The following is an 18,472-nucleotide window of genomic DNA, read 5'->3' on the forward strand; positions in this document are numbered from 1 at the left end:
CATGACCATAAACGCCCTAGATCCTCTTTCGCTTCGCGTTGACGAGTGGCTAGACACTTACGGTCTGCCTAAGCATCATGAAGAGTCTTGGAAGTACACCCCGATCGACGTCTTGGCTCGCCAGCTTGAGACCACCTCACCGGCTGAGGAAACCTCAATTGACGGCGACCGATTGAAAAGCTTGGCTGCCGATCTAGGCGGCACTCGACTCGTCTTCGTAAACGGGTTTTTCCAAGAACAGCTCAGCACTATCGAAAAAGTTGATGGTCTTGAGATTACGGTTGGCCCACGCCCGAATGACAGCGCTTCGCTGATTAGCCTAGATGCCCGATACGACGGCTATCAGGCCATCAATGCTTTGGCAAATACTGATGCCACCACCATTGAAGTTGGGAGCGGAGTACAGGTTTCTGAACCGGTACACGTGGTAAATATCGCCATTGGGGCCGATACGGCCACGATCGTGAACCCGCGTACTGTGGTGACCGCAGGTGCCGATAGCTACCTACAAATTGTGGAAACCTTTGCTAGTGAAGGCGAAGCTTTATTCGTCAACTCTTGCACAACCTTCGAGGTGGCGGAGCGGGCATCAATTTCGTATGAACGGATACAAACCGAAGGGCTAGATACCTATCACGTTGGCCACACTAAGGTCCGCCAAGGTGCCGAGTCTAAGTTCTCTTCAATCTCGGTCGCACTGGGAGGCAAAATTGCCCGTGCCGCGCTCGATGTAACCATCGACGGTGATCATGCCGAAACATTGCTAGATGGTGCCTACCTTCCTATTGGCACCCAGCGCCACGACAACATGCTTACGCTTGATCATGCCGCCTCTTACGGTAACTCCAACCAGAACTACAAAGGTGCCATCGGCGGTAAAGCCCGAGGTTCCTTTAGCGGCCACGTAATTGTGCGGGAAAACACTGTCAACAACAACGCCGACCAGTCAAACGGCAACCTGTTGCTCGCCTCATCGGCCCAAGCCGATACCCGACCCTGGCTCGAAATCTTCGCTGATGAAGTGGCCTGCAGCCATGGTGCTACGGTCGGTCGTCTCGACGATGAAGCCCTCTTCTATCTGCGGAGTCGGGCCATTCCCCTTTATGATGCGCGAACCATGCTAATCACTGCGTTTATACACGAGATTACCGACAAGCTCACACCGCTTGCGCTTCAACAGCATCTGGTTGACTCCATCGACAGCCGATTGGAAGATCACTCATGAGCGCCGCTTGGGGACAAGAATGGAACCCAATCGTGCTAACCCGCGATTGTGCGGCCACTACCGTACCTGCCGGTGACCGGGTCTTGCTTTCGGCTGGTGGTGAAGTTGCCCTTGTACAACAACTTGGGGGCAGTTTCACCGTCAAGACCGAATGGGGCAATCTCTTACGCATTGATGGCACCGATGCCGATGCTCTAGGCCTCGAAATTCCTGAACAATCAATTGCTTTCGGCACCGCGCCCAGCGGCGAGTTCCATATCTCGCATGTTATGAATGCTCTACAAAGCGTATACGACCCCGAAATACCTGTCAGCATTGTCGAGCTTGGCCTCATTTATCGCTGTGAAGAGTTCGAGCTCGAAGGCGGACGCCGACGTATCGAGATTGATATGACCATGACCGCACCAGGCTGTGGCATGGGCGACGTGTTGAAGGTCGACGCCGAACGAGCCGTTGCACAGGTAGGTGGCGTAGACGAGGTAGAAGTTTTTATTGTGTGGGATCCACCGTGGTCGATGGGCTTAATTTCAGAGGCCGCCCGTTTGCAGTTGGGCCTTCTGTAAGTCACGACACGTTAGTGGCTCACACGTTTCAGTCGCCGCTGCGCTTAGCCTTTAAGCCGCCAAGATTTTAGGCCGAAATAATACAAAGGGGCCGCACTCGATTTTCGAGTGCGGCCCCTTTCGGATTTGCTTACTTACTGGGGTCAGCAGTTAGACGTAGATATGGCTTCAGGGTGCGGAATCCCGATGGGAATTGCGCCTTGGCTTCTTCATCAGTCACCTTGCCACCAATAATTACCTCATCACCTGGATTCCAGTTGACGGGGGTTGATACCGGATACTTTGCTCCGAGTTGCAAGGAATCTAAGACCCGGAGAATTTCATCAATATTGCGTCCGACCGAAGCTGGATAGGTAAGAGTGAGCTTTACCTTCTTATCGGGAGCAATGATGAACACGGATCGCACGGTGAGTGTTTCAAGCTCATTGGGGTGAATCATCCCGTAGGCATTCGCGATTTCGCGATTGTCATCAGCCAACAGAGGATAATTTAGCGGCGTACCCTGGGTTTCGGCGATATCGCCGATCCAACCTTGGTGCGAATCGAGCGTGTCTACACTCAGGCCGATGAGCTTGGCGTTGCGAGCGGTGAAGTCGTCTTTACGGGCGGCGAAGGCACCTAGCTCGGTGGTGCAAACGTGAGTGAAGTCAGCAGGATGCGAGAAAAAGACACCCCAGCTGTCGCCGAGATACTCGTGCAGATTAATGGTGCCTTGGGTGCTTTCAGCAGTGAAATTTGGGGCTTCGTCCCCAAGTCTAATGGTCAAGGTGGTACTCCTATTTCTCAGTATTAATTGCCGCTAGCTATAGGATAACCACGACCAAAGCGAAAAGTCGACCTACATGGTCAGGAATTGGACCGATAACCGTCTTTAAGCCGTGCGGCCCCAGCCTCACACCATCACTACAGAAGCAGTAAGGTCTTAAATACCTCGAGGAGCAGCACCAAAACCCGGCTGTCGAGGGCTAAGCGTTAGAGCCTTCTCCAATATCCGTAAGACTGCAATGGCATCATGGTCCCAACTGGGCATGTGATGCACTTTGCGTTGCCATAGAAGATACGCTTCTTCCAGTTCTTCCCGATTGCGAGCCCGAGCCACGATACGCGAAGCAATATCGGCGCGCGCCACCGACTTTGAATGGAGCTCAATAGCCTCATCTACCAGGCCTGTAGCCTGCTCGGAAACATTAGAACTAGCAGTCACGGTCATCTACCTCTGGCTCTTGATGCAGATTGGAAAAATATGACGTTCTACCAATCTTGCATAATGATCGATATCAATTAGGTGCAAACAGAAATCTCTTAGTCCATCCTAGAATGATGGAGCCGGAAGACTCACCCGAGCATGACCCTTTCGAGGACATTGCTTTTGACGACGATTTCGTTAACCGTGCTCTGATCCGTGAACCGTCCGCCGAAGAGCGGCGACAAGATTATCGCCAGTTTTATACGCCTCCGGAGCCAATTCACGTTCGACGCCGATGGATTCCTCGCAAAGGCGTGCGTCAGCCCCATATCTACCGTCCAAAACGCGAGAACCGCCATGGAATTAGGGGTTTGGTGGTGCTGGTCTGCTTAGCCATTGCGTTGCACACTCTTTATACGCCCCGCACTATCAACACCGCTTCAATTTGGACATATTCACCGAGCAAAAGCGAAGGTCGACGACGTTTAATCGAAGTCCCGACGCCACGAAAATCAGAGTCGTCCACCCCACTCGGAGTGCCGTTGGCGCCCAGCCCCAACGATGACTCATACCGGTTCGTGTTTCTTCAAGACGATGGGGTAACGCCCGTCACGTATGACCCGTGTCGACCGATCCACGTGGTAACCAACAATCGAACCGCACCGCCATACGGTCCAGAATTGGTGGCCGAATCCTTAGATGAAATCAGCCGGATCACCGGACTGGTGTTTATTTTGGAAGGTGAAACCGATGAAGTGCCCACCAGCAATCGGTCGCCCTACATGCCCGAACGCTACGGTGATCGGTGGGCACCGGTCTTAATCGCTTGGAGCGATCCGGCGGAGACCCCCGATTTGGAAGGATTGGTTACTGGAATTGGCGGAAGCTCGAACATTGCATCCAGCGACCAGCCAACGGTTACCTATGTTTCAGGTGTCGTAATTCTGGATGGACCGCAGCTGGAGCAATCGTTTCGTTATGGTGCCGGTCGCGAAGCCGTAAAGGGTGTAATACTGCACGAGCTTGGGCATCTGGTTGGCCTAAACCATGTTGATGATAAATCTCAGTTGATGTACGAACGCGCTCAAGCGAACATAACCAGCTTTCAAGACGGTGACATCACGGGCCTGATTGAGTTGGGCGCTGGACCGTGTATCCCCAGGCTTTGAAACTCCAAATGCTGCTTCGCGTCGCGAATATTGCGTTTTGTGGCCAGCGCGTAGCTACTTGAACATCAACGGCTCATCGTCGAACTTTACGGCCTCGAACATCTCGCGTTCGGGTCGATAATCGTGATGGAGCCGCCATGGGTCGTACTTGCCTTGTTTGGGCAACAGATGCATCGACCGCGCCAGGTAACCGGGGTTGAACTGATCTTGTTCCACCCAGTCACATAGTTCCATCTCGGCATCTCCCGGAGGCAAAACTGGTTGCACCATATCGGTACCGTGCTCATCCATATAACTCAGCATGCGCGAAACAAACTCGCTGATCATATCGGCTCGCAAGGTCCAGCTAGAGCGGAAGTAGCCAAAGACATAGGCAAAGTTGGGCATGTCGGTGAACATGACACCACGGTAAGTAACCAGTTCAGCAGGGTTGATAATCTTGCCGTCAACCATGTAGCGGATATCACCCATGACCGACATAGTGAAGCCCGTAGCCGTGATGATCACGTCGGCATCAAGGTGCTCACCCGAGGTTAAGGCAATACCAGTTTCAGTGAAATGGTCGATCTGATCGGTGGCGACACTTGCTTGGCCGTCACGTACCGCCTTGAAGAGATCACCATCTGGCAGCAGTGCAATTCGTTGTTGCCAGGGTCGATACGGTGGGTTGAAATGTCGATCAACATCGAAACCTTCGGGCAACAACTCGCGCACACCTTCTACTAAGGCGCTCCGCAGCGCGTCGGGGTCATCGAAAGACATCTTGATGATCGCTTCACCATCGGTCAAAATTCGCCGCCGCACGATCTCGTGTATCCATTCTTCGGGAATTTCAAGCTCTCGTAGGGTGTCAGCCAGCTCGTTTCGATTGGGACGAGAGAAGAAAAAGGTGGGCGAACGCTGCAACATGGTCACGTGCTTGCAGTCGTAGGCCACATTTGGAATTAGCGTTGCGGCCGTCGCGCCAGATCCAATAACCACCACGTTCTTGTCGGTGAGGTCTAGGTCATCGGGCCAGGTTTGTGGGTGCACAATGGTGCCGCCGAAGTTCTCCATTCCTTCCCACTCGGGCGTATAACCCTGGGCGTGGCGATAATAGCCACCGCACATCCAGAAGAAATTGGCGGTGAACTGTAGTTCTTCACCGGTTTCAAGGCGGGTGGCATGTATGGTCCAGAGTCGATCATCGCTGGACCAGCTGGCAGCGTCGATCCGATGGCCATAGCGAATGTGTTGGTCGATACCATTTTCTTCCACCACCTCGGTGAGATATTTCATGATCTCTTCCGCGGTCGCGATGGGTGCCCCGGTCCAAGGCTTGAACTTGTAACCGAAGGTGTAGAGGTCGCTGTCAGAACGAATGCCTGGATATTTATGTGTCCACCAAGTTCCGCCAAAGTGATCAAGTGTTTCAAGCATCAAGAACGTGCGTTGCGGATGATCGCGCAACAGATGGTACGCGGCACCAATGCCGGAAATGCCAGCGCCAACGATCAAAACATCAACGTGTTGAACTGCGGTGGCCTCAGCTGAATGATTCTCAAGTAGATCGGTCACGACACTCCCCTATGTTGCGCCTAGAACCGTAAAGTTCAATTACCCAAAGCTAATCATGACCAGCGGTCATATGACAAGTGGCACTGTTAGTTTAAAACTGATTTTCCAGTGATGCCCTGCTTTTTACTTTCTCGCTGGTCACGGCACTACAACCGCTATTCTCTCTGAGATTCCATTCTTAAGGGGGACACACAAGAAATGGCTTCTGGGGCGCTCCGCGAACTACGGAAACATCAGGTACCTAATTGGTGGCATAAGGCACGTCTGGGAATTTTTATTCACTGGACACCAGCTTCGGTGCCAGCATACGCACCCAAAGAAGAAGGCCTTCTTGAGATATTGACATCACACGACGAAGACGCCATGTCTCGTATCCCGTACACCGAATGGTACGAAAATTCGCTCCGCTTCCCGAACAGTCCGGTAGCGAAATATCACTACCAAAACTATGGTTCGAGGCCCTACAGCGATTTCGGTGCCGACTTTAACGAGGCCATCAGTGACTGGGACCCCACACCATGGGCCGAGGTTTTTCGAACCACAGGTGCCAAATACGTGGTATTGGTAACCAAACACCACGACGGTTTCAGTTTGTGGCCATCACGGGTTACCAACCCCTATCACAAAGACTGGCACACCAGACGCGACGTAGTTGGTGAACTTGCAGAAGCGGTGCGTGGCGTTGGTCTTCGCTTTGGTGTCTACTATTCCGGGGGATTGGATTGGACCTTTAATGCAACCCCAATCGGGACCATGGTTCAGACCGCGTTAGCTGTACCGCGAGGCCAATATCCGGCCTATGCCGACGCCCAGGTCCGCGAGCTGATTGAACGATACCGGCCCTCGGTATTGTGGAACGATATTTCGTGGCCCGGTCGCCGCCCCGAACTCTGGTCGCTGTTTGAGCACTACTATCGCAGCGTTCCCGAGGGCGTTGTCAACGATAGATGGTTGCCATATTCACGCTTGAATCAGCTGCTTCGTTTTAAGCCGATTCAACATCAGCTGAATTCGTTGTTCAGGAAAACAGCGCACAAGAACCAGGGTCTGATCCCGCCCAAACCACCCCATTTCGATGTTCGAACACCCGAATATACCGCTATGGAACACGCTCCGGAATACGCTTGGGAGACCGTTCGGGGCATGGACGCCAGCTTTGGGTTCAACCAAAGCTCAACCCCAGAAGACTTCATAAGCAAAGATGAACTGCTGCACTCGCTGCACAACGCCAACCGTTTCGGCGGCAACCTGCTGATCAACGTGGGGCCTACGGCCTCAGGCGAAATACCCCCGGCCCAACTCGAACGCCTGCGATGGCTTGGCGAAGCTACCGCCCTTCGCCCGTAATACGATCAAAGAAGCAGGTGGCGCGGATTCACTACTAAACACCGGTCGAAGGCCGCTTCTGCCAAAACTGACATGAGCTCGCGGTTTTCTAGCTCGGCTTCACCGCTACGCAGGTGGTCTGAAAGTTGCCGATGCGTTTTGAAACCGAGTTGGTGAAGGCCCCGTTGGTAACGCTCGGCTACTTCGGTGCCCATTGCCACCTCGCGAGCCAATGCAGCCACCAAATTGGCAGCCACTCGACCATGAAAGGCGATCGAGGGCACATCCGACTTCATAACGGAATCGGTCAGGAATTCGCCCACGGCCTGCAATAATTCCTCGGCCGTCGGGCGTCCAAAAAACCCGCCATCGACCGCCGCCTCACCTGAATCGGCATCGTCGTGGGTGGCTTTGACAGGTTCTTCCGCCTGAATCCGGGCGGCCTCGTCGTTGCGGCCTTTCGATATCTCCTCGGTGAGCTCGGGGGCAAGCAATTCACAAAGATCCCACTCTTGCTCGGCAGCCCGCCGACCAATGGCGGCTAGCTCAACAGACCGCACGAGACCAGCCAGATGAGCTTGAGCCTGGGTGAGACACATAACACCCCATTTCAAGGTGTTTAGCACCAACCACCAATTGAAGGCCTGCGGGTCAATCCGTTGGCCACCCGCTTCTTCGTAGGCCTCGAACAGCTCGGTCAACTGGCCGAAACCACCAACCGGCGCTGGTTCACGAAAACGCCAAGCCTTCACACACAGCCAACTGAGGTCTTCTAACGGATCACCAATGTGAACGAGTTCCCAGTCAATGGCAGCTCTTAAACCAGTTTCGTCGACCAAGAGGTTGCCGGTGCGAAAATCACCATGCACGATCGCGCCAGGGTTGGTAGGTGGCTTGTTCTGGCGCAGCCAAGCAAACGCCCAATCAAAGATGGGTCGCCGTTGACCAACAAGGTCATAGGCCGCTTGAAAATCTTCCAATGGATCTGGCTGGGCCAACCCGGAAACGGTGTTGGGGTCGATCGCATGCAGACCGGCAAAAAACTCGGCCACTTGTTTGGTTAAGACCGACCGGGCATCGCTGAAACGATCGTCGCCCAAAATTCGCCGGGGTCGGGTTTCCCCTGGCACGTGTTCCATGATCAGACCGGCAGTTCCCAGCACATCGCCGTCGTCCACTAACAGAACTTCCGGCACCGCTAGCCCTGCTTGGTGCGCGGCACTTATCACCGCTGCTTCTAGACGCATCGAACCCGGCGCTCCTGGTCGACCAGGCGGATCACGACGCAAAATAAGTGGACGGGACTCATGCTCGGTCACTTGAGTAAACGACCAAGTCTCTCGTGAGGCACCACCGGTTAAGCGCACCAGATCATGAACTTCGACTGGTGCGCCGTTTAAACCCGTGAGAGCTTCCGCCAAGAGTTCTGTACTAGGCCCGCCCGAGCGGGCCGGACCATTGGCCTTCATATGCGCTTCATTCTCCTGGGGCACTCAGCTACCTCAACAGATCGCTTTCGCCAGTTTGGTAATTATTGGGCAAGCGCTACTTGATGGAATCTCATTGTTCCATCAGGGTTGCCAGTGCCCGCTTCACCTGACGGTAGCGTCCAGTCGGCGATGCCTACAATCGTGGCCCGATACCCAACGGCTGAAATTGATTGTGATGACCAAATAATCGGAACCTCACTAGCCACCACTTTCTGAATCTTCTCAACGGCACCGTAACGGGTAGCAAAGTCGTCACTTGTGCGCAGCACATCGATTTCTTCATCAATGGCAGCGTTGGTGTAGTTGGTGAAGTTGCCGGGTGACGACGCCACGGCACCAAAGAATGGACCCAAGGTTGAGAGAGGATCTTCCAAACCTCCACCCGCCTGCCAGCAGTTAGCCATGTAAGTGCCTTTGAAGCGTGGTTCAGTATCAACGCCTCCCACCACGTTCGTGACCATGGTGCCTTCATCCAACGACTCAAGCGTGGTGTTGATTCCCGCGCGAGCCCACAGCGACTGCTGCAGCTGAGCCAAGATGGCCAAGGTGGGATCGGTAGCGCAGGTGTAGGTAATCTCAACTGGATCACCGGGGCTGCCACCATCGGAACGTGCTGGGTCAGCCTTATAGGCCTCGACTAGTTCCACGGCTTTTTCAAGACCGGCGTCTACTAGATCGTTGTATACCTGTGCCGCTTCCGCGGAATACCACGGACTGTCGGAAGCGTAAAAACCGGTCGCCGCCTCGGCCTCGGCGAGAGTTCCCAGCACCTCACGAGCAGCTTCTGAATCTCCGGCCATCAAGAGCGCTTGGCGTATCCTCACGTCATCCATTGGGGGTACCAACACGTTCAACAAGATGGCCCCAGCGCTGTTATTCTTCACAACTGTCACGGCAAAATCGTTGCCATTACTCAGCTCCACGAGATTGGCGATGTCGGTGCCGTCGTTAGTTTGTATCACGTCAATGTCGCCCGCCATTAGGGCTTGATAGCGACTTTCACCGTCGGGAATAGGTCGGAACGTGATCTGGTCGAGATACGGCAGTTGGTCGCCATTGGCATCCTTCATCCAATAGTTCTCGTTGCGTGTAACCACGGCACGGTCATCACGTCGCCATTCCTTCATCATGAAAGGACCGGTTCCGACGGGGTGATCACCGAATCCATCCGGGTCAGCTTCATAGGCGGCTTGGGATACCACCAAGCCAGGACCGCCGCGCAATAGATCGGGGAACGCCGAGTTCGCTTCGGTGAGGTTATACCTAACCGTCAGCGGATCGATGACCTCTAGGTTGTCGACCTTGGCGGCGACCAGATACCCATAGCTCTGAGAGGTAGGGGCAAAATGTAAGTTATCGAAATTCCACTTCACCACCTCAGCATCTAAAGCAGTGCCGTCGTGGAAAGTAACTCCTTCGCGCAATTTTAGCGTCCACGCCGTGATGTCTTCGTTGGCCTCAATTGATTCCGCTAAGTAACCCACAAATTCACCGTTACTGTTGAGCCACACCAACGGATCGTAAATGGCATGTGCCACGGTCATGCCACTAGCCGCTAGGTTGGCGAGCCCCGGAGTCCAGGTATTGGTTTCGGCACTAATGCCCACCACCAACGAACCTCCGTATTTGGCTTCATTGGCATCATCATTGTTGTCATCTGCGCCCTCGGTCGTGGATGTGCCCGAAAGCGTGGTCGAGGTTGCGCTACCCGAGTCGTCGTCGCTGCTGCCACAAGCGGCGCCGAATAGAGCTACCACCAAAGCTAATGCCAAAAACCGAGATTTACGGTAAATAAGTTCCACCCCTATTGCCTCACTTTTTGTAAATACGTGCCGGAGGTCACACTAGGAGGTTCCGCTTCGCAATGTCGGCAAAAGCGAGAATAAGGCCTGATAGTGAGCGGGAACTTATTGATAACTTGCTACGTCTTATGTTTCGATGAATGACAAAGACGCTAACCCGAGGGAATTCGCGACCCAAGCCACCAAAGATCGGCAAGGCGTTGCCGCCATCGCCATTTTTGTGGTCTTAGCGATTGTGGCGCCACTAATGACTGGCGCCATTGCTAGAGATAGCCGTAAACCCCTTCAAGAAGGTGGTAGAGAAGTCATCGACCAACTCAACACAGACCCCACCAATCCAGGTCAAACCGATGTTGTCTTGCGCCTTAGTAACCGTGATGTTGTGGAAGAACCGGAAGCTGACAAACCCTCTTTAGTAGCTGGCTCGCCCCTGGATGAAGAGTCCATCAAAGCTGTTCTAAGTCACTTTTCAACCTTTGTCACCAGTAGCGACCTTGCCCAGGCCTGGAACATGCCCGCGCAATCACTGCTACCACCACGCAGTGGCGTCACTGAACAGGCCCAGTTTCCACCTCCACAAACCGATACCGCCGACCAAGACACCATCGAATATGGCGATGTGGAAGTAATCCGTACTAGCCCGGTTGGCGCAGTCGAGGTAGCACCCTTTCTAAGCGTGACCTTCAACCAGCCCATGGTGGCGCTGGCCACACTGGAACAGCTAGCGCAACAAGTGCCACCAATTACTATTTCGCCCCACGTTGATGGTTCTTGGCACTGGCTCGGCACGAACACCCTACGTTTTTCACCAGCGCCGACCATCAATGGCGAAACGCTCGACCGCTTTCCTGCTTCCACCAAATACACGGTGGTCATTCCAGCGGAGATGACTTCAGCATCTGGGGTGAGTCTCAGCGAGGATTACTCTTTCGAATTTGAAACTCCGACCGTTGACGTCTCGACCGTTAGTCGGTTTTCAACCGACTCCCCGGCCAAGCTTTCGCCCTGGGAACAACCGGAATACCTCGAATCACGTCCCGTAGTGGTGGCGGTGTTCAATCAACTAGTCAAGGCCCACGAGACGCTTGAACATATCGAGCTCGAAGCTGATGGCACCACTTACCCCATCCGCTTGGCTCGCGATGATGAGATCGACCAAGACGAGGCAGCCTCGGCCCTATTTAAGGCCACGCCTAATGGACGTGCCGTTGCCTTAACACCAACCGAGCCGCTACCACTTAATTCCACGGTCACGCTGCGCTTTGGGGCCAAACTGGGCTCCGCCGAAGGCACTTCCACCTCGTCGGATGACAGCACTTTCTACGGGCAAACCTACCCCAAGCTGTCAATTTCTAAAATCGCATGTATGACCGAAAGCACTTGCCGCCCCGGTGACACCTTGGTGGTGGAAATGTCAACCTCCATCGACGTCACCAAGTTTCGACCCGAAAAATTTCGAATCGAGCCCCGCATTGAAGATTTGGTGATCAACGTTTCGGGCAACCGTCTACTGATTTCGGGGGCAACGCAAGCCAAGACCACCTACACCATTAACTTTCCCGCTGATCTAAGCGACATCTACGGTCAATCCCTGGGTAGCGAGCAGACCAGAACCATCGACTTCGGAACAGCTACACCCGCCATTTTTGGCCTTGATCTGCCATTAATCACGCTTGACCCCAAAACTGATCAAGCACAATTGCAATTTCAAACCCGCGGCTTGGACCGTCTCAGGGTTCAGCTTTATGAGGTTTCTACTAGCGACTACTCAACGTTCAAAGAATCACAGTTCCAATGGTTTTGGGATGAAAGTTTAAAGATTCCGTTCCCGGAAATTGCCGATTTCACGACCGAAGCCGCCGGGTCTGACGGAAATCTTGGGCTAACAACCATAAACCTCGATGAATACCTACCCGAGTTTGGACATTTGGTGGCGGTTATACAACCAACCAAACGTTTCAGCCCCAACGACAATAATTACTGGCAAGTTCGACCGAGGGTGGTATGGCTCCAACGCAGCGAAATCGGCCTTGAAGTCTTGGCGGGTGAAAAATCATCCGTGGTGGTGGCTACCCAGCTTGCTACCGGTCAACCAACCAAAAACGTCGAGATCTTTACCAATCCTAATGATGTATGGGGTATCTCCGGGAATAACGGAATAGCTGAGATCAGCAAAGCCTCGAATTTGGGTTACCTGGTAGGTCAGCGCGGCGATGACTCAGTCATCATCGACGACATATTCACCAACTTCACGGGAAATGGCACTATCAAAGATCAACTGCGTTGGCACACCTTCGACGATCGAGGTCTACACCAACCCGGTGAAACCGTGAACATTAAAGGTTGGGTTCGTAAGTTAACTCGAAGTGGCGACGCTCAGCTTCAGCTTCCTCTCGGCACTAGCGTCAGCTACACCGCAAGCGATGCTTTTGGTAACACCATTGCCGAAGGTACCGCCGAGCTAAGCCAACAAGGCGGCTTTGATGTGGCCTTTCGGGTGGCTGAGGGGGCCAACTTGGGTCAAGGTTGGGTGAATTTCCGGCTTAGCGATGAACGCAATATTGACAATCAGACCCATTCCCACTCATTACAGCTAGCAGAATTTCGTCGGCCCGATTTCGAAGTGAAAACTGAGTTGAACTCGAGCGCCGCACAGCTATTGCAACAACCCCTTGATGTGAACCTTTCGGCTAATTACTTGGGCGGTGGCGCGTTGGCACAAGCCCCCATTCGTTGGGATGTTGCCTACTCAACCGGTCAGTATTCGCCACCGAATTGGTCCGATTATTCCTTCGGAATTTGGCGACCCTGGTGGGAAGATTACCCGATTATGCGTTACGGCAGCGGGCCGATGCTCCTTGACGAGTTGGGCATGTCTCGTGGGGTCAGCGCTCCAGGTTGGCCAGAACCAGAACCTCAAAAAACTGAGAAGTTTGAGGGTGTAACCAACGCCGAGGGTAAATCAACTCTACGAGTGGAAATGTCGGGCACCAACGATGGCCAACCACTGGTTATTAGCGCTTCGGCAGCCGTGACCGACATCAACCGGGTGGAGTTAGGTTCCAATGTCGAAGCTCTGGTGCACTCGGGTTCTAATTACGTGGGTATGCAATCAGCTCGTACCTTCAGCGAGGTCAACGAGGCTTTTGATACCAAGTTTATTGTTACCGATATTGACGGCAACGTTTCCCAAGATCGTGAAGTGAGATTTGAACTGGCGCGTTTGGAACAACGTTATGCCAATGGAGAATGGAGCGAGGTTGGCGTCGACGAGCAATACCAGGCTCTGCGATCGACGGCCGATTCCGCCGAAGTTACTTTCTCGGCCAATAAGGCCGGCAAATACCGCCTAAGCGCCACCGTCGAAGACGACCAGGGCGGTTTCACACGTACTGAGATAATTCATTGGGTTAAGGGCGCACAAGACCCTGCCTCCTTCGGGTACAACCAAGCCGAGACTTTAGAGTTGGTGCCCAACGCCCCAACCTACCGTCACGGTGAGACTGCCCAGGTTTTGGTGCAGGCACCGTTTGAGGCTTCAGAAGGTGTGTACGTTATTAGTCGTGCTGGAATTCGTGCAACACACAACTTCACCCTTGTTGACAATGCTGCCACCCTCGAGATTCCGATTGAGGAATCAGCGGTACCAGGCTTTGAGCTATTCGTAACCGTTGCCGGTACTCACACCGCCGGCGCAGGAGCTACCTCGGCGAACCAAACCCTTACCAACCGTCCAGCATGGGCAAACAATTCGCTCTATATCTCGGTACCACCAGTTCAACGCCAGCTGAACGTCGAAGTAACGCCGATTGAGGAAAGCTATACGCCCGGCGCAAGCGCAGAAGTACGGGTGAGCGTCACGAATCAAGCTGGTAAGGCTGTACCGAATGCTGAAGTTACGTTGGTGGCGGTCGACGAAGCGGTATTGGCACTAAGCGGTTACACGGCCGTTAATCCAATTACTGCCATGTACGAACCCTTTGGTGATTACGTGGCAGCGTTTTCAAGTCGCAGCACCCTCCGCAACGACCGAATCGGAACCAGCGATTTCGGCGACGAGGAGGCAGAGCTCAATGTCGCCCCAGAAGACTCAGCCGACATGGCACAACGCGAAAGAGGTTTAAGTTCCGCTGCTTCAGATTCTGATGGCACCAGCGCTGGAGCTGGCAACGCCATCACGTTAAGTCGATCGAACTTTGATGCCTTGGCTATTTTCGCTCCGCTGCTCCAAACCGATGAAGCAGGCCAGGTGATTAGCTCGTTCGAGCTGCCCGAGAGCCTGACCCGTTATCGTTTGGTGGCCCAGGTAGCGAAGGGTCCAGAACATTTCGGAATGGGCGAAAGCACCTTGTCTACCGGGCTGCCACTCCAAATCCGCCCGTCTGCGCCCCGATTTGCGAATTTCGGGGACGAATTTCAACTTCCTTTCGTACTGCAAAACCAAACCGATCAGCCGATGCAGACTAAATTGATACTCGAGACCGACAATTTGGAAGCACTTGGAGCTAAAGGTCTCGTGGTTGAGGTGCCAGCACATAATCGGGTAGAGGTGCGCTTGCCCGTTCGTACCGAGAATGCCGGTACGGCTCGTTTCCGTCTAAGTGCTGAAACCGGTGAATCACGAGATTCGGTTGAAGTTGAAATTCCCGTATTCACGCCAGCCACCCGAGAAGCGTTCGCTACCTATGGCGTGATTGATGACGGTGCCAATGGTCTGCCGCTCACGCCCCCGACGAACGTGTTCGAGGAGTTTGGTGGCCTGGAAATAACCACGTCCTCTACGGCATTGGCGGCTCTGGCCGACGCTGTAATCACCTTGGTGGACTATCCATTGGACCACAGCGACGCCTTAGCATCACGGATACTTTCGGTTGTGGCGCTGCGCGATGTGCTTGATGCCTTCAACTCACCGGAATTACCCTCGCCGTCTGCGCTGAGTGAGATGGTGAGCGCTGATTTAGCCCGTCTTGTAATTCAGCAAAACGGCGACGGTGGTTGGCCCATGTGGCGTCGCGACCAGCCTTCTGATCCGTATCGTTCAACCCAGGTTGTGCATGCTTTGGTAGAGGCCAAGCGCGCCGGTTACGTGGTTAACGAAGCTGCCTTGTCTCAAGGGCTCAACTATCTCGAGTGGATAGAACAACACATTCCAGCCGATTGGTCACATGAAGCGCGTCTAAGCGTTATTGCCTATGCCCTATCAGTAAAAGATCAGGCCGGTATCGACGTTGCAACAGCTGCTGATTCATTCTTCCAATCGAACGAAGACAGGCTCGATTTGGAGGGTTTGGCCAGGCTTTGGCCACTGGTAAACAACGCCCATCAAAAAACAATTGAACGAGAGGTACACAATCGAGCTGTCGATACCGCTGGTGCCGTAACGTTCACCAACAGTGTTTATGAAGACAGTTACGTTGTGTTGGCCTCGGATACCCGCGCTACAGCGTTGGTTCTAGATGCCTTAATTAACCTCGACCCAGATTCTGACCTTATCCCCAAGGTCGTGAATGGATTAATTGGTAACAAGCGTAATCCGGCCGGGCATTGGGGATCGGTTCAAGAAAACAGTTTTGTGTTGCTGGCACTTAAGGCCTATTTCGATGCTTTCGAGGCTGAATCACCCGAGTTCGTGGCTCGAGTTTGGCTGGGCGAAACCCTGGTCACCGAGACCGAATGGAGCGGATATTCGACCACTTCAGTCTTATCCACTATCCCGATGGCAACCCTCATAGGGCTCTCAGAACCATCAAATAACAGCGAAAACTCACTTCAGCAGAGCTCTAAGCCCGAAAATATGACGTCTTTGGTGGTAGCAAAAAGTGGGGTTGGACGCCTGTACTACCGGCTCGGATTGAAGTACGCGCCGAATGACCTACGGCTAGACCCCCGCGATGAGGGTTTTGTGGTTTCACGCCAATACGAAGCCGTGGATAACCCCGACGATGTGCGACAGAACACAGACGGCACTTGGGAAATCAAGGCCGGTGCCAATGTGGCGGTACGGGTGACGATGGTGGCCGAAAGCGACCGGCGCAATGTGGCATTGATCGATCCGCTACCAGCCGGACTTGAGATTATTAATCCGAACTTCGCCAACACTCCACAGGTCGATTTGCCCGAAGATCCTCCCGCGGATCAACCTTGGCCGCTTTCGTATCGCTGGCGATGGTGGTTCGACCACACTAATCAGCGTGATGACCGTGCCGAAGTCTTCTCGGCCTATCTGGGTGCGGGGGTGTACGAATACCGTTACCTGGCGAGAGCCACTACCCCCGGTAGCTTCGTTACGCCGCCCACGCGGGCCGAAGAGATTTATGCACCGGAAGTCTTTGGACGTTCAGGAACGGCCTTGGTTCAGGTGGTGGCCACTGACTAGGTGCTGATCGGCCGCATGCGTATGCAGCCCTATATTCGAGTGGCCGCTACCAGTGCACCGAAAGGTAGAGGCCACTCAAATCAAGTAGGAAATCGTTTTAATCCTGCTTATAGAGCGGTAGATCAAGCGGTGGACGTTTAGTTCGTTTCAACTCTGAAAAATCTGGGAAATCAGCGAACACCCGCAGAGCACGATAAAATTCCACCGCCGTGTCGTCATCAGGCACACTGCTAATAACCGGGCCAAACAGCGAGTTCCCATGTGGCGGATCGAACGTAATGATCGGTGTACCCACACCGGCACCGGTACGGGCCAACGCACCATCGGTTTCCGCTCTAATCAGCTGATCGTACGATTCGTTGTCGGCCTCGGTTAGTAGGTCCTGCGGAAGCGCCAGCTCGTCAAGGATTTCATCGAGCTTGGCGGCCTGGGCACCGAAGGCCGCTCGTTCCAAATATGTGCCCGTGGCATTTTGGTACCAAAACCGTTCGCCGTAAGCTTTGTACAAGTTCCCCACAGCTTCATTGCCGAACCGTTCCCGCACCGCGGCGCAAATACGGTGAAAACGCAGCCCCCGCATTCGACCCTCGGCAGCCTGAGTTGGCTCATCCGAATCTTCGTTCAAGAATTTTAACGAAATGAAACGCCATCCCACTCGGACACTCTCGAGCTCGGCGACTCGTCGTATCCAAACCGAAGTTTGCCAGGCGAATGGACAGCCGGGATCGAAAAAGAACTCGATGTCGTATGGCGCACCGGGCAGATCGGGTAATGGTATGGGTTCTTCAGTATCGCTCACGGACAAGCCCGCCTTTCTTTAGGCCATAGTTGGCCTTCAAACTGACACAAAGTGTAACCAACGCGACGTCGCGCCAATTCCATCGGAGGTGACGCTGTGCATAACTGATCTAACACGCCGGAGTTGGCACCTGAGACATCAAAACCGAAGGGCGCCACCGCCGTCGACGCGAATACGTGTCCCTGTCACGTAGCCGGCATGATCAGATAGATAAAACGCCACAACGTTGGCCACATCGTCGGGGCGACAAACACGCCCGAAAGGGGCGTTGGCATCAAGATCTGCAGCGTTTTGCGCTCTTCCCCCAGTGGTGGCCTTAGTTAAACGGTCACCCATATCAGTGGCAACCAGTCCGGGTGCTACCACGTTGACGTGAATATTGTGGCCGACAACTTCTTTCGCCAGTGTGAAGGCTAAGGCTTCGAGAGCCGCCTTCCCCATATTGTAAGGCGAGCCATTCGCACCATTTGAATCAGTAGCTACCGACGAAATCATGACAATGTTTCCGCTATTGCGTTCTTTCATGTAAGGAACACAAAGTTTGGCAAGATGAAACCCACCGTAGGCATGGGTACGGATCACACGGTCCAGCTCGTCTAGCTCGGTGTCCACTACGCTATTCCCGCGGCTCGCAATTCCTCCATTGTGGACGAGCGCGCTGGGAGCACCCAGCTCTTCCACCACCCTGTCCACCATGGCTTGGCAAGCATCCCAATTATCGACTGAGGCTGCCACGGCGATTGCCCTTTGACCTAATGCTTCAATTTCAGCGACGGTGGCCGCGGCCGCCTCTTCATCACGGCGGTAATTAACCGCTATGTCATAGCCCGCCTGGGCGAGTTTCAAACAAATTGCGCGGCCAATACCTCGACCGCCCCCAGATACCAATGCAACTTCGTTCATTCCGCCACGCTAGAGCCTTAGTGGCGGCGAGTCAGATCAAACACGTGTTGCTCCAACCACCAGCACTATTATGACT

The 18,472-nt window shown here is 53.9% G+C and carries 12 protein-coding genes; 5 read left to right on the forward strand and 7 right to left on the reverse strand.

What is annotated here, in order from left to right; all coding sequences use genetic code 11:
- Position 1 precedes the first annotated feature (1 nt).
- Both sufD and sufT read left to right on the forward strand, forming a co-directional pair.
- Positions 2-1,225: a Fe-S cluster assembly protein SufD gene (gene sufD, locus WC184_06820; GenBank protein MFA7477592.1), complete on the forward strand. Its 1,224-nt coding sequence runs from the start codon at positions 2-4 to the stop codon at positions 1,223-1,225.
- On the forward strand, positions 1,222-1,788 hold the full coding sequence (gene sufT, locus WC184_06825) for a putative Fe-S cluster assembly protein SufT (GenBank protein MFA7477593.1): 567 nt from the start codon (positions 1,222-1,224) through the stop codon (positions 1,786-1,788). Before sufD ends, sufT begins: the two co-directional genes overlap by 4 nt.
- A 130-nt stretch (positions 1,789-1,918) precedes the next feature.
- Here the strand turns inward: sufT and WC184_06830 are convergent, their stop codons facing one another.
- A complete protein-coding gene (locus WC184_06830; GenBank protein MFA7477594.1) occupies positions 1,919-2,554 on the reverse strand; it encodes a peroxiredoxin in 636 nt (211 codons plus the stop codon).
- A 156-nt stretch (positions 2,555-2,710) separates the two neighbouring features.
- Positions 2,711-2,992: a hypothetical protein gene (locus WC184_06835; protein ID MFA7477595.1), complete on the reverse strand. Its 282-nt coding sequence runs from the start codon at positions 2,990-2,992 to the stop codon at positions 2,711-2,713.
- 113 nt (positions 2,993-3,105) lie between these two features.
- Between WC184_06835 and WC184_06840 the strand changes: the two genes are divergently transcribed.
- Positions 3,106-4,143, forward strand: a complete 1,038-nt coding sequence (locus WC184_06840; protein ID MFA7477596.1) for a matrixin family metalloprotease — start codon at positions 3,106-3,108, stop codon at positions 4,141-4,143.
- Between the two features lie 54 nt (positions 4,144-4,197).
- Here the strand turns inward: WC184_06840 and WC184_06845 are convergent, their stop codons facing one another.
- A complete protein-coding gene (locus WC184_06845; GenBank protein MFA7477597.1) occupies positions 4,198-5,700 on the reverse strand; it encodes an NAD(P)/FAD-dependent oxidoreductase in 1,503 nt (500 codons plus the stop codon).
- A gap of 198 nt (positions 5,701-5,898) precedes the next feature.
- On the opposite strand from WC184_06845, the gene WC184_06850 reads away from it, so the two are divergent.
- The gene (locus WC184_06850; protein ID MFA7477598.1) at positions 5,899-7,047 is read left to right on the forward strand and encodes an alpha-L-fucosidase; all 1,149 of its coding nucleotides are present in this window, start codon (positions 5,899-5,901) and stop codon (positions 7,045-7,047) included.
- 5 nt (positions 7,048-7,052) lie between these two features.
- Here WC184_06850 and WC184_06855 read toward each other — a convergent pair whose 3' ends face one another.
- Both WC184_06855 and WC184_06860 read right to left on the reverse strand, forming a co-directional pair.
- Positions 7,053-8,519 (reverse strand): phosphotransferase, encoded by a 1,467-nt coding sequence (locus WC184_06855; GenBank protein ID MFA7477599.1) that lies wholly within the window; start codon positions 8,517-8,519, stop codon positions 7,053-7,055.
- A gap of 38 nt (positions 8,520-8,557) precedes the next feature.
- Entirely contained in the window at positions 8,558-10,318 is a 1,761-nt protein-coding gene (locus tag WC184_06860) for an ABC transporter substrate-binding protein (protein MFA7477600.1), read from the reverse strand.
- A gap of 136 nt (positions 10,319-10,454) precedes the next feature.
- Between WC184_06860 and WC184_06865 the strand changes: the two genes are divergently transcribed.
- Entirely contained in the window at positions 10,455-16,694 is a 6,240-nt protein-coding gene (locus tag WC184_06865) for an Ig-like domain-containing protein (GenBank protein MFA7477601.1), read from the forward strand.
- A 97-nt stretch (positions 16,695-16,791) separates the two neighbouring features.
- Here WC184_06865 and WC184_06870 read toward each other — a convergent pair whose 3' ends face one another.
- Both WC184_06870 and WC184_06875 read right to left on the reverse strand, forming a co-directional pair.
- Positions 16,792-17,493, reverse strand: coding sequence for a hypothetical protein (locus WC184_06870; GenBank protein ID MFA7477602.1), 702 nt, complete (start codon positions 17,491-17,493; stop codon positions 16,792-16,794).
- A gap of 138 nt (positions 17,494-17,631) precedes the next feature.
- Positions 17,632-18,396 carry an SDR family oxidoreductase gene (locus tag WC184_06875; protein ID MFA7477603.1) on the reverse strand — a complete coding sequence of 255 codons (765 nt, stop codon included), beginning with the start codon at positions 18,394-18,396 and terminating at the stop codon, positions 17,632-17,634.
- Positions 18,397-18,472 lie beyond the last annotated feature (76 nt).

The organism is Acidimicrobiia bacterium (genome assembly GCA_041676705.1).
In the GTDB taxonomy this organism is placed as follows: Bacteria; Actinomycetota; Acidimicrobiia; order Acidimicrobiales; family SKKL01; genus Actinomarinicola.